The sequence below is a fragment of the Kribbella sp. NPDC058245 genome (assembly GCF_042882005.1).
In the GTDB taxonomy this organism is placed as follows: domain Bacteria; phylum Actinomycetota; class Actinomycetes; order Propionibacteriales; family Kribbellaceae; genus Kribbella.
Window position 1 is genome coordinate 41,033 of record NZ_JBHVWY010000009.1, and the last position, 12,546, is coordinate 53,578.

The 12,546-nt window shown below is 65.7% G+C and carries 12 protein-coding genes; 4 read left to right on the plus strand and 8 right to left on the minus strand.

Annotated elements, in window-relative coordinates; genetic code table 11:
* Positions 1 to 143: 143 nt before the first annotated feature.
* The gene (locus ACFVWG_RS21595; RefSeq protein WP_391545134.1) at positions 144 to 2,180 is read left to right on the plus strand and encodes a phosphocholine-specific phospholipase C; all 2,037 of its coding nucleotides are present in this window, start codon (positions 144 to 146) and stop codon (positions 2,178 to 2,180) included.
* Positions 2,181 to 2,190: 10 nt separating this feature from the next.
* Here the strand turns inward: ACFVWG_RS21595 and ACFVWG_RS21600 are convergent, their stop codons facing one another.
* The 6 genes from ACFVWG_RS21600 to ACFVWG_RS21625 all read right to left on the minus strand — a co-directional run bounded on the left by ACFVWG_RS21600 (position 2,191) and on the right by ACFVWG_RS21625 (position 8,308).
* Positions 2,191 to 3,081 carry an ABC transporter ATP-binding protein gene (locus ACFVWG_RS21600; protein ID WP_391545135.1) on the minus strand — a complete coding sequence of 297 codons (891 nt, stop codon included), beginning with the start codon at positions 3,079 to 3,081 and terminating at the stop codon, positions 2,191 to 2,193.
* The gene (locus ACFVWG_RS21605; RefSeq protein ID WP_391545136.1) at positions 3,078 to 3,938 is read right to left on the minus strand and encodes an ABC transporter ATP-binding protein; all 861 of its coding nucleotides are present in this window, start codon (positions 3,936 to 3,938) and stop codon (positions 3,078 to 3,080) included. Before ACFVWG_RS21605 ends, ACFVWG_RS21600 begins: the two co-directional genes overlap by 4 nt.
* Complete coding sequence (locus tag ACFVWG_RS21610) at positions 3,931 to 4,806, minus strand: ABC transporter permease (protein ID WP_391545137.1); 876 nt, start codon at positions 4,804 to 4,806, stop codon at positions 3,931 to 3,933. Before ACFVWG_RS21610 ends, ACFVWG_RS21605 begins: the two co-directional genes overlap by 8 nt.
* Positions 4,807 to 4,812: 6 nt before the next feature.
* Positions 4,813 to 5,907: an ABC transporter permease gene (locus ACFVWG_RS21615; RefSeq protein WP_391545138.1), complete on the minus strand. Its 1,095-nt coding sequence runs from the start codon at positions 5,905 to 5,907 to the stop codon at positions 4,813 to 4,815.
* On the minus strand, positions 5,904 to 7,739 hold the full coding sequence (locus ACFVWG_RS21620) for an ABC transporter substrate-binding protein (RefSeq protein ID WP_391545139.1): 1,836 nt from the start codon (positions 7,737 to 7,739) through the stop codon (positions 5,904 to 5,906). The genes ACFVWG_RS21615 and ACFVWG_RS21620 overlap by 4 nt, the downstream gene beginning before the upstream one ends.
* Before the next feature lie 182 nt (positions 7,740 to 7,921).
* Entirely contained in the window at positions 7,922 to 8,308 is a 387-nt protein-coding gene (locus ACFVWG_RS21625) for a winged helix-turn-helix transcriptional regulator (protein WP_391545140.1), read from the minus strand.
* 113 nt (positions 8,309 to 8,421) lie between these two features.
* On the opposite strand from ACFVWG_RS21625, the gene ACFVWG_RS21630 reads away from it, so the two are divergent.
* The gene (locus ACFVWG_RS21630; protein ID WP_391545141.1) at positions 8,422 to 9,153 is read left to right on the plus strand and encodes an SDR family NAD(P)-dependent oxidoreductase; all 732 of its coding nucleotides are present in this window, start codon (positions 8,422 to 8,424) and stop codon (positions 9,151 to 9,153) included.
* Positions 9,154 to 9,221: 68 nt separating this feature from the next.
* On the plus strand, positions 9,222 to 9,527 hold the full coding sequence (locus ACFVWG_RS21635; RefSeq protein WP_391545142.1) for a putative quinol monooxygenase: 306 nt from the start codon (positions 9,222 to 9,224) through the stop codon (positions 9,525 to 9,527).
* Here ACFVWG_RS21635 and ACFVWG_RS21640 read toward each other — a convergent pair.
* Positions 9,524 to 10,615: a hypothetical protein gene (locus ACFVWG_RS21640; RefSeq protein ID WP_391545143.1), complete on the minus strand. Its 1,092-nt coding sequence runs from the start codon at positions 10,613 to 10,615 to the stop codon at positions 9,524 to 9,526. The two genes, ACFVWG_RS21635 and ACFVWG_RS21640, sit on opposite strands and share 4 nt — an antisense overlap.
* Before the next feature lie 645 nt (positions 10,616 to 11,260).
* Between ACFVWG_RS21640 and ACFVWG_RS21645 the strand changes: the two genes are divergently transcribed.
* On the plus strand, positions 11,261 to 12,022 hold the full coding sequence (locus tag ACFVWG_RS21645) for a hypothetical protein (RefSeq protein WP_391545144.1): 762 nt from the start codon (positions 11,261 to 11,263) through the stop codon (positions 12,020 to 12,022).
* A gap of 332 nt (positions 12,023 to 12,354) precedes the next feature.
* Here the strand turns inward: ACFVWG_RS21645 and ACFVWG_RS21650 are convergent, their stop codons facing one another.
* Positions 12,355 to 12,546, minus strand: a complete 192-nt coding sequence (locus tag ACFVWG_RS21650) for a hypothetical protein (protein ID WP_391545145.1) — start codon at positions 12,544 to 12,546, stop codon at positions 12,355 to 12,357.

Consider the following 12,546-nt stretch of genomic DNA (forward strand, 5'->3'; position numbering starts at 1 on the left):
AAGTGATCAAAAGAGTCTGAAACTGACAACTTGGAAACAGGAAAGTTCATCTTCCGTCAGTTAATCGTTCAGGTTAGGGTGCCTGCGATGCAGTGCTGGTGGTTGACACTCCATCCGCCCCACCCGTCCGACAGGAGACACGCATGCCAGACCTCAATCGCCGCAGGTTCCTGCAACTGGCCGGCGCCTCGGCCGGTTTCGCCGCGATGGCGAACAGTATCGAGCAGGCCGCCGCGATCCCGGCGCACCACCGGTACGGCGACATCAACGACGTCGAGCACATCGTCGTCCTGATGCAGGAGAACCGGTCGTTCGACCACTACTTCGGGACGCTGAAGGGGGTTCGCGGGTTCGGCGATCCGCGGCCGGTGACGCAGCCGAACGGGCGGCCGGTGTTCTACCAGCGGGACAAGAACGGCAAGGAGGTTCCGCCGTTCCATCCGGATGCCGACGATCTCGGTCTGCAGTTCCTCACCGGGCTGCCGCACAGCTGGCCGGACGGGCACGCGGCGATCAACCGCGGCAACTACGACAACTGGATCCCGGGCAAGGGCCACGTCGCCACGATGGCATACCTGACCCGTGAGGACATGCCGTTCCACTACGCGCTCGCGGACAAGTTCACGCTCTGCGACTCCTACCACTGCTCGTTCATCGGTGCGACCGACCCCAACCGCTACTACCTGTGGAGCGGGTACGTCGGCAACGATGGCACCGGCGGCGGTCCGGTCCTGGGTAACGACGAGGCCGGCTACGGCTGGACGACGTACCCGGAGCGGCTCGAGCAGGCCGGGGTGTCGTGGAAGGTCTATCAGGACATCGGCGACGGCCTGGACGGGCCGGGCGGCTGGGGCTGGATCGACGACGCCTACCGCGGCAACTACGGCGACAACTCGTTGCTGTACTTCAACAACTACCGCAACGCGAAACCCGGGGAAGCGCTCTACGAGAAGGCCCGGACCGGCACGAACGCCAAGGCCGGCGAGGACTACTTCGGTCAGCTCCGCGCCGATGTGAAGGCCGACCGGCTCCCGAAGATCTCCTGGATCGCCGCCCCCGAGGCCTTCAGCGAACACTCCAACTGGCCGACCAACTACGGCGCCTGGTACATCTCCCGCGTCCTGGACGCCCTCACTTCGAACCCGAAGGTGTGGAGCAAGACCGCGCTCTTCATCACCTACGACGAGAACGACGGCTTCTTCGACCACGTCGTCCCGCCGTTCCCGCCCGCCAGTGCCGCTCAGGGTCTGTCCACGGTGGACGTTGCCTCGGACAACTTCCCTGGTAACAGCCGGTACGCCGCCGGTCCGTACGGACTGGGTCCGCGGGTCCCGATGTTCGTGATCTCGCCGTGGAGCACCGGCGGGTACACGTGTTCCGAGGTCTTCGACCACACCTCCGTCATCCGCTTCATGGAGAAGCGGTTCGGCGTCCACGAGCCGAACATCTCGCCGTGGCGGCGGGCGATCTGCGGCGACCTCACCTCCGCGTTCGACTTCGACACCGCGCACACCCAGAAGATCCCGCTCCCCGACACCGCGGACTACCAGCCGCCGGACAACGAGCGGCACCCGACCTACGTGCCGGCGTCGCCCCCGCTCGGTGAGCTCCCCGCCCAGGAACGCGGCTCCCGCCGTACCAGGCCGTTGCCTTATGCATCGACCATCGACGGCGCTTCGGCCGGCGGCCGTTACACCTTGACGTTCTCGTCCGGCGCACACGCCGGCGCGCAGTTCCTCGTCACCGCGTTCAACCGCACCGACGGCCCGTGGACGTACACCACCTCAGCCGGCAAGACGGTCTCGGACAGCTGGAACGCCACCGCGTACGGCGGCATCTACGACCTGACCGTCCACAGCGCGAACGGCTTCCTCCGCACGTTCAACGGCAAGCCGACGACGGGCCTCGAGGTCACCGCCCGCGACACGCGTTCCGGCGACATCGAGCTCACCCTCAGCACCGACATCGCGCGCAAGGTCACTATCACCAGCGGCTACGGCGGCCGTCCCAAGATCCTCAATCTCAAACCAGGCAAGACGAAACACCTCGTCACCACCACCCGACGCTGGTACGACGTCACCGTCACGACTCCGACCGACGCGTCGTACGAACGCCGCTTCGCCGGTCACGTCGAGACCGGCCAGCCGGGCCTCAGCGACCCGGCCATCCGCACGGTCTAGATCGTCGGGGTCAGAGGATGGGGGCTTCCGGCGCCGGGGCTGCGGCCTTGGCGTCGGCTCGCTCCTGGTCGGCGAGTTCGTCGACCGTGATGCGGTTCGTCCAGCGGTTGTCGGGATCGGGTTGCGGGATCGAGTCGAGCAGGAGCTTGGTGTACGGGTGCGAGGGCTCGTGCATGACTGTCGAGACCGGTCCGCGTTCGACGATCTCGCCTTTGGTGATCACCATGACCTCGCCGCCGAGGTAGTAGACGGTGGACAGGTCGTGGGTGATGAAGAGGGTAGTCATGCCGTGCTCGCGCTGGAAGTCGAGCAGGATGTCCAGGAAGTGCTTGCGGACCTGGGCATCCAGCATCGAGACGGGTTCGTCGGCGATGATGAACGACGGCCGCAGCATGTGGACGCGGGCCAGCATGATGCGTTGGCGCTGACCACCGGAGAGCTGGTGCGGGTAACGCCCGAGAACGTTCTCCGGCTCGAGCCGCACGGCTCTCAAGGACTCCTCGATCAGTTCGAGTCCCTTGGACCGGCTCTTGGTCAGCCCGAACTTCTTGAGCGCCTTCCACAGCACGCGATCGACCCGGTAGAACGGGTTGAAGATCGCGTACGGGTCCTGGAACACGGGCTGCACATCGCGCCGGTACTCGTCGTACTCGGTGCGGTTGAGCTTGAAGATGTCCTTGCCACCGTAGAGAACGCTTCCCGCGGTCGGCTTCTGCAGACCGAGCACGTTGCGCGCGATCGTGCTCTTGCCGCTGCCGCTCTGGCCGACCAGGCTGACCACCTGGGGCGGCTGGGCGGCGAGCGTGAAGCTCACGTCGTCGACGGCCGTGATGTAGCCGGAGGCGACCCCGCGGGCGTGGAATCGTTGCTGCACGCCCCTAAGTTCGAGCTCCGACTTCATGCTGGTCTCCTTCCGACGCGCGGGATCGACTCGATCAGCTGCTGGGTGTAGGGATCCTGCGGATCCTTGAACACCTGCCGTACGTCGCCGATCTCGACGAGCCGGCCTTCGTACATCACCGCGACCCGGTCGGCCAGCTGCGCGTGCACGCCCATGTCGTGCGAGATCACCATCAGGGTGACACCGAAGTCGGTACGCAGATCGGCCAGCGACTGCAGGATCACCCGCTGGATCGTCACGTCGAGCGCGGTGGTCGGTTCGTCCGCGATCACCAGGTCGGGTTCCAGCGCGACCGCGATCGCCATCAGGACGCGCTGCTTCATCCCGCCGGACAGTTCGTGCGGGTACATCCGGGCGACCCGCGGTTCCAGGCCGACCTGGCTGAGCAGCCGCGGGATCAACGTGTCCAGCTCGCTCTTGCGTGCGGGCGCGTGTTCCAGGATCACGTCCTTGAACTGGTCCTGCACCCGCATCACCGGGTTCAGCGAACTCATGGATCCCTGCGGGAGATACGAGAGAGCGCTCCATCGCAGGACCCGGAGCTCCTCGCCGTTCACCTTCAGCAGGTCGACCGGCGACCGCCCGGCCGGGTGGAACATCACCGAGCCGGCCGTCACCTTGCCCGGCGGTTTGAGCAGCCGCAGCAGCGCCACCGCGAGCGTGCTCTTCCCGCTGCCCGACTCCCCCGCGATGCCCAGGATCTCGCCCCGGCGGACGGCGAGATCCAGCCCCCGTACGGCCTGTACGTCGCCACGGCTGGTCGAATAGGTGACATCCAGCCCCTTGATCTCCAGCACCGTCCCGGAGTCCGTCGAGGCGCCCTTGTGCTTGGCGGATTCCTTCACCGACTCACTCACCGGCCACTCCCCTCAGCCGTGGGTTGTAGACCTCTTCCAGCCCGATGTTCACCATGTTCAGCGCGGCGAACAGCAAGGTCAGCAAGACGATCGGTACGACGAACATCGGCCAGGCGCCGAGCGTCAGCGCGCCGGTGTTGATCGCGTTGAAGATGATCTGCCCGAGGTCGATCACGCCACCCGGCCCGAGCCCGATCACCTCGAGCCCGACCAGCCCGAAGATCGCGCCCAGCGCCGACGACGCGAACCCGACCCCGATGAACGGCAGCAGGTTCGGCAGCAGCTCGGTTGTGATGATCTCCAGGTCGCGGGCCTTCGTGACCCGGGCCAGATCGACGTACGGGCGGGACCGCAGACTCAGCACCTGCGAGCGGATCGTCTTGGCCGCGAACGGCCAGGAGAAGATCGAGATCATCACGCCGACCTGGAAAAGACTCACGTTCTTCGCATACGCGGAGAGCGCGATCAGCAACGGGAACGTCGGGATCACCAGCAGGATCCCGGTGAACGTCGACAGGACCCCGTCGACCCAGCCGCCCTTGTAGCCCGCGACGAACGCCACGATCACACCCACCACGGTCGAGATCACGCCGGCGATCGCGCCGATCTGCAGAGAAACCGAGAGAGCGCTCACCACCATCGCCAGCACATCGCGCCCGAACTGATCCGTGCCGAGCAGATGCCCCGGCCCCGGTACCAGCCAGCGCTCGTACGCCGCCAGCTCCAACGGATCCGTCGACCCACCGATCCCCTTCACGATCAGCGGACTGAAGACCGCGATCAGCACCATCACCAGCAGAACCACCAGCCCGATCGCCAACCGCCGGCTGTTCCGGATCGTTCGTAGTACAGCTGTCAGGATTCGCATCGGCACCTACTTCCAGTACTTGACGCGTGGATCGAGCAGCGGCAAGAGGAGATCGAGCAGGAGGACGGCGGTCAGGACGGAGAAGATCGCGATATCCGTGACGCCGAGGATCGTGTTGAAGTCGAGCTGCTGGATCGCGGTGACCAGCGTCGTACCGAGACCTGGATAGTTGAACAGCTGCTCGACCAGGACGTTGCCGTTGAAGATGAAGCCGAGCGAGATACCGAACGCGGTGACCTGCGGCAGGTAGCAGTTGCGCAGCGCGTACCGGGTCAGGATCCGCCACGGCTTCAGACCCTTGGCCTCGGCGTACACCAGGTAGTCCTCGCCGAGAACAGGCACCATCAGCATCCGGGTCGAGAGGATCCAGCTGAACGTCCCGATCACGACGATCGACAACCCTGGCAGCAATCCGTACTTGAGCAGACTGCCGATGAAGGCAGGGCTGAACCCTGGATTGATGTTGGAGTCGTACGCCGATCGGGCCGGTAGCCAGCCCAGTGAGTACGCGAAGATGTAGACCAGGATCAGCGCCACGAAGAAGAACGGAACATGCGAGAGCGCGATCGACAGGTTCGTCATGATCCGGGAACCGAGCTTGCCGCGCCGCCAGCCCGCGACCGCACCGAGCACCAGGCCGAAGACCCAGGCCATCACCGCCGAGATCCCGAGCAGACCGATTGTCCACGGCAACGATCGCAGGATCACGTCCTGCGCCGGCGTCGGGTAGCTGATCAAGGACGGACCGAGATCGCCGTGCAGGATCAGCTTCTTCATGTACACCAGGTACTGCGACAGCAGGTTGCCGTCGAGACCGAACTCGTGCCGGTAGCGGGCGATGATCTCGGCCGAGGCCTGCTGGTTGTAGATGTAGTTCTGCTGCAGGCTCTGGATCAGGGTCTGGATCGGGTCACCGGGCATCAGCCGGAAGAAGAAGAACGCGATGGTGAGCGCTCCCCACAGTTCCACCAGGTAGAGCCCGAACCGGCGCACGGCGTACGCCGCCAGCGGGTGCCGCGACATCCAGGCCCGCACCCCCGAGGAGGGTGCGGACTCCGGCGTCGTACGGACAACTTCCTCCGGCGGCGCCTCAGCCGTCACGCCGGGCCCTTCGTACCGGTGGCCTTGATCTTGCCGAGGATGAAGATGAAGTGCTGCCACCAGTTCAGCGGCACTTCGTACAGGTCGTCATCGGTCGGCCACCCGGTCCAGAAGACGGTGTTGAAGTACGACGGGTAGCCCGTCTGGATCACCGACAGCAGCGGCAGGTTCTGCAAGTAGATCTCCAGCGCCTCGTCCATCAGCGGCTTGGCCTCCGGGGCGGAGGGGTCCATCGCGGCCAGTTGGTGCGACAACTCGTCGAACTTCGTGTTCCGGAAGCGCATCTTGTTCTTGCCGGCCGCGTTCTTGCCGATCGGCTGCGCCTTCGCGCTCTCCCAGTCGGAGTACATCTGCTCGGGGTCGTTGGCGAACCCGGCCCAGCTGGAGTCGATGTCGAACTCACCGCGCTCGAACTTCTCGCCGTGCACACTGCCCGACAGGCTGCGCAGCGTCGCCGGTACGCCGACCTTCGCGAGATCGGTCTTGAGCACGTTCGCGATCGCGTACTCGCCACCGTCGACCGGTGACGGCGTGATGATCTCGAGGTTGACCTCCTTGCCCTTGTACATCCGCTTGCCGGCGGCGTTCTTCGGGCAGATCTCGTCAAGGATCCCGGTGGCCTTGTCCAGGTTGAACTCGAACTTGTACTTGTTCGCGAGCTCGTCGTTCTTCCACTTGTCGTTGGTCGGGTAGTCCGCCCACGGATAGACCGCCGGCGGCACTTCGACCGGCCAGATCGACTTGCCGATCTTCGCCCGGTCCAGGCAGTAGTTGATCGCCCAGCGCATCTTCGGCTCCGAGATCACACCCCGCGCCGGGTCGCAGTTCAGCCACATCACCCGCGGGTTCGGGTCGTGGAACTGGGTCGTCACCAGATTCGGGTAACCGGTGTTGCGCAGCTGCTTGGCGTGCTGCTCGTCGATCGACCCGACGTCGAACTCGGCCCGCTCGAAGGCCAATGAGGCCTGGTCGGCCTGTTTCGAGACGCTCTGGAAGACGACGTACTGGGCGGCGACGTCGAGCTTGTCCTTGTTCCAGTAGTTCGGGTCCTTCTCCCAGACGAACATCTTCTGGTTCCGGATGGCGGTCTTCAGCTTGTACGGACCGCTGCGGACCGGCGGGTTGCTCTTGAACTTCGTCGGGTCCTGTCCCTGCCAGACATGCGCGGGCAGGATATCGAAACCGCCGGCGATCGCGGCGATGAAGTTGTAGTGGAAACGGGGCGTCGCCTTGGTCAGCTTGATGACGGCGGTGTGATCGTCGGGAAGAACGATCTCCTTGACGAACTCCTTCAGCTCGCCGCCACCACCGAACAGCTCCGGGCGGTCGCGCAGCAGCATCACGGTGAACTTGAAGTCGTTCGCGGTGAGCGGCTTCCCGTCACTCCACTTCGCCAACGGATCGAAGGTGATCGTCAGCTCGGTGTGGCCCGCGTTGTACTTGTACGCCGTGGCCAGCCAGGGCTTCAGCTCACCAGTGGCGAAGCTCAGGTAGAACATGGCTTCGCGGCAGATCTCGAACCCGGCGCCACTCGGCGCGCCGTTCGGGATCATCGTGTTGAAGCTGTCGAAGACCGTGAACTCGACCTGGCCGATGATGACGGACTGATCCCGCGGGACCGGGATGTTGGCCTTGCCGATCTGGACCGACTTCGTCGCCACGGGCTTGTTGTTGGCGGGTTTGTCGGAGTACGAGCCACCACCGGAGCAGGCGGCCAGCAGACCGGTCAGAGCGGCCGCGGCACCTCCCCCGACCAGACTGCGGCGACTGAGTTGGTAGCGGACGACCTCGGCGACGTCTTCGAACTGCGGGCGCGGCGCATTTTCGTTCATGACGAAAGTCACCTCCGTTTCCGTTGCGTTGACCACGGCATAACCGACCGAGAGGTGTCACGGACTATAAGTAGCGTTGACAACGTTGGCAAGAGTTCGTTGCCACGTTGCAAAACCGAGGCCAAACCCGCAGATCAGTCGATATATCAACCTCTGACAACGATGTCGCTCTCAGTGATCGATCAGCGGTTGCCGGATTCGGCCGCGTCGTAGCGCCCGCGGTTCGCGCGGATGGTCTCGTGGTGGTCGACCGACCACGACGCCATGGCGAGGACGTTGCTGAGCAGGCTCTCGCCCAGTGGGGTGAGCGTGTACTCCACGCGCGGCGGGACCTCTGGGTACGACGTACGGATGATCAGGCCGTCCCTCGTCAACTGGCGCAGGGTGCGGGTGAGCATCCGCTGCGAGATCCCGGGGATCGAGAGATGCAGGTCGGTGTAGCGCAAGGGGCCGTCCGACAACGTCGCGACGACCAGCATCGTCCATTTGTCGCCGATCCGATCCATGATCTCGCGGATGAAGTCCGGGTTGCCCGGCCACCGCGCACATGGGCCTGCCAGTGGTCGCATCCGATCCTCCAGGTGAGTCACGCACACCGATGTGCCTTTTGTAAGCCCTCCGATTCTAACCAATCATGTGGTTACGCACTAAACGTAAGAATCGACCTCTGCAAGGAGTTTTCATGTCACCGACCATTGCTGTCTTCGGCGCCGGCTCCGGCCTGGGTGCTGCTGTCGCCCGTCGTTTCGGGGCCGAGGGGTACGCCGTCGCACTCGTTGCCCGGCGCAAGGAACCGATCGAGGCGCTCGCCGCCGAACTGGGCCGGGAAGGTATCGAGGCCGCGGCCTTCAGCGCCGACCTGGCCGACTCGACCCAGGTACCGGACCTGATCGCTGCGATCACCAACCGCTTCGGCCAGATCGACGTGATCGAGTACGGCCCGGTCGGCACAACCGTGCTCTTCGTCCCGGCCGCCGACCTCGCGGCGGACCAGCTGCGCCCATTCGCCGAGCTCTACCTGTACAGCCCGATCGAGATCGTTCGCGCAGTCCTGCCGGGGATGCGGGCCGCTGGGTCCGGCGGCATCCTCCTCGGTCAGGGCGGCACCGCCGTCCAGAGTCCGCCAGGGATGAGCGGCGTCGGCCCGGTGATGGCGGCCGCTCGGCACTGGATCCACACCTTGCACGCCGAACTCGCCGGTACCGGTGTCTACGCCGGAACGCTGACCGTTGCGGCCGGCATCCGTGACACCCGGGCCTACGCGAACGCGATCGCAGCGAATCCCCGCTTCGCCGACATCCAGACCGTTGCGGCCGCCGACCTCGCCCAGCTGTACTGGGAGATGTTCAGCAAGGGCGACGAGCCCGAGCGTATCCACCCGCCGCAGGACGAGTGGGCCGACCTCCTCACCTGATGTCGCTGCTCCCCGGCCGGTCTTAGGCTCGGTCGATAGGTGGTTGGCGACCGGGCTGGAGGAGCTTGATGTACGGAGGACTCGCGCGATTCGTGGTGCGGCCGGGCAAGCGGGAGGAGTTTCTGGAGATCCTGCGCTGGAGTGCCCGGGTCGCTCGCGACGACGAGCCGGGCACACTGCGGCTGGATGTGTGGGAGGTGGAGGACCAGCCGGGCGTGATCTACGGGTACGAGGCATACACGAACCGTGAGGCCTTCGAGCTGCACATCAAGAACCCAGCGGTGCAGCGGTTCGGCGAGATCGCGGACACGCTAGTCGAGGGGTGGAGCTTCGTCATTCCGTTCACGGAAAGCCTGGGCTCCACCGCCGACTAGTCATCAGACGTGATGACGCGGTGGGTTCCGGTGGGGCCGACGTGGAAGACGAAGCCATGGGGTGTTCTCCATTCGAGGGTGGTGGGGTTGATGCGGTGTGCTGTCCATCCGTGGGCGTGGGTTTTCAGTCGGTGGCCGTAGCGGCTGAGTGGTGCGAGGTTGGTGGTGCTGGTTTGGCCTGGTGGGCCGAGGGGGTCGTAGGGGGTGATGTGGTCGAGGTCGATGGATTTGCTGGTTTCGCGGGTGCCGTAGGGGAACAGTTCGACGGGGTGGGTGAGTTTGACGCGTTCGCGGATCCGGTCGGTGGCTTCGTAGCAGTTGACCGAGACTGCCTGGTTGAGGTCGATGACCGGTTTGACGATGTAGGGCCCGTATCCGATCAGTTCGCCCAGCTGCGAGGCCAGTGCGGGCCCGTGTCCTTCGACCCGGAGTACGCCGTCGCCGGCGGCGAGGGTCCGGTCGGTGAGGTGGACGTAGATTTCGGTCTTACCTGGGCGTGCGACAGCACTTGGGCGCGCGGGAGCGCTTGGCGTCGTCGCGGGTGTGAGCCGGGTGTAGGCGTCGCGTTTGATCTGCGCGAGCCGGCTGGCGAGTGCGCGTTGTGCTGCGGCGTCCATCGGCTCGCCGGTGTCGCTGTCGGTTTCAGGGGCGGCGGCGGGATGGAACGATTCCACCGGCCAGCGGGACGGGTGATCTGCATGATCCAAGGGGTCGAGCAGGTTGCTGGTGCTCGGGTGCGGAGCATCCCGGTCAGCCTCATCATCCAGCCCTGGCTCGACGACGATCGCCGAGTACTCGTCGTCCCAGTCATCCTCGCCACCGCCGTAGCGCCGTCGCAGCTCCAGACCGATATCTCTGAGGGCTGTTGCATCATCCGAGGCATGAGCGTCCGCGGCGAGACCGCCCGGAGCGTGACCGTCCGAGGTGGGAGTCCGATCGGGAATCCCCGACGCGGTAAGGCTCGGGCCAGTGGAGCTTGGGGCCGTGGAGCTTGGGGTGGAGGGCTGCGGGGCCGAGGCACTGCGAGCGAGAGCACCCGAAGCGGCGCAGCTCGAAACCGCGGGAGTCTGCGTGGTTACAGGGCTCAAGACCGGGGCGCTTGGGACGAGAGACTGCGGGGCTGGTCCGTTGCGCGCGGGAACGCCTGACGTGGCAGAGCTTGAAGCCGCACAGGCCGAGGTCGGGACATCCGGGGTTGCGGGGCTTGGGGCCGGGGCGCTTCGGGTGGGGGCCTGCGGGGCTGGTCCGCTGTGTGCGGAGACATCTGACGTGGCAGGGCTCGAAGCCGCACAGGCCGAGGCGCTCCGGGTGGGAGCCTGCGGGGCCGGTCCGCTGTGCGCGGGAACACCTGACGTGACGGGGCTCGAAGCCGCACAGCCCGACGTGGGAGTGTGCTGGGTTGCAGGGCTCGGGGCCGAGGCGCCGCGCGCGGGAACACCTGACGTGGCAGGGCTCGAAGCCGCAGAGCCCGAGGTCAGGGCATCTCGGGTTGTGGGGCTTGGGGCCGAGGCGGTGCGGGTGGGGGGCTGCGGGTCTGGAGCGCCGCGAGCGGGAACGTCTGCACTGCGAGTGGGAACGCTCGAGGCAGCGGAGCTTGAGGCCGCGGACGCCTGGGTGGGGGTCTGCGACGTGGTCGGACTGGGGGCCGGCGGGGCCTGGGCTGGAGTGTCCGGGGCGCCTTGGGTGTCCGGGGTCGTCGCGGTGGCGGCGTGGCGGGTTTGGGCTAGGAGTTCTTGGGCGAAGACGGGATCGGCCAGAATGCCGACCGCCTCGGCACGACGGAACTGCAGCGAGCGGGTATCACCCAGGAACTGCTGAGCATCACCGAGCGCGTCAATGACAGCGTCGAAGCGGGTCGCCGCGCCGACCGACGTACGGATATAGATGGTTTTAGTGCCGTGCTCATCCGAACGACCTACGAACACTCCGCGCTCGCGGACCTTCGCAGCGGCCTCGGCACGCGCGGCGTCGGGGTCGGCGTGCATCTTCGCGGCCTTGACGATCTTGTCCAGCCGATACGGGGTAATGGAGTCGATCAAGTCCGCGACCCGGCCATCGACGTACAGGGCGGCTTCCTCGGACAGACCGACGCAGTCACGCACGATCTGGCACGCCTTCCATGGCGTCGCCTCACCGGACAAGACCTTGACCCAGGTCAAGGGGAACCGGTGACGCAATGCCAAGGAATCACCGATGATTCCGGCACCGACGCGATGGGAGACACCCATGACGACCGCGAACTCACCGATCGCGAACTCCAGGATCTCCGGGCAGCCCTCGCCACCCAGCACCACGCCACGTTCACGACCCTCGAACCCACGGCGACCAGACCGCGGCGCACACGAGTCGGGGTGGAAACGGTCGGCGTAGACCAGGGCGTGTTCGAGCGCCCGGGCATCGGCCCGGTTCGCCAACGCACGCTGCCCGACGGCCGACTCCAGCAGGTCGGCCGTCGACAGCAGCGTCAAATCATCATCGTCGAACATGCGTTCTAGTTTACGCACATCGATTGAACCCATGCAAATCGCTAGCTGGCCAGAATCCCTTATCCACAAGGGGAAACATCACAGCAAAGACGACCACGGATCCGTGTATACGTCCGCACTGATGGAGTGTGTGGAGTGACGGAAGCGGTAAGCGTCGTGCTGAACAGCAAGGTCGTTGCCGACGGCCAGCAGTCCTCGCTTTGGAGGACCGACGAGGTACGACCAGGAACTGGTGGCTGGGGATGGGTGGTACTGCGGACACCTAATGGGGGGCGGGGACATCTGGTCGGGTGTCCGCGGTCGCCAGTAGGTGTACGCGGTACGGCGCCCCCGGCGCTGGATTACTCGAGGAGGAGTTTGCCTAGGCGGCGGGAGGCGATGTACATGCCGGTGGCGCCCATGGCGGTGAGGTAGGCGGCGTTGATCAGGAGGGACCAGCCGACGGTGCCGGTGGTGAGGGCTCGCTCACGGGCTCGACGGCCGGCGCGCCCTCGAGCGGACCGGACAGAGTGAGGGCTACCTGTGGTTCGCAC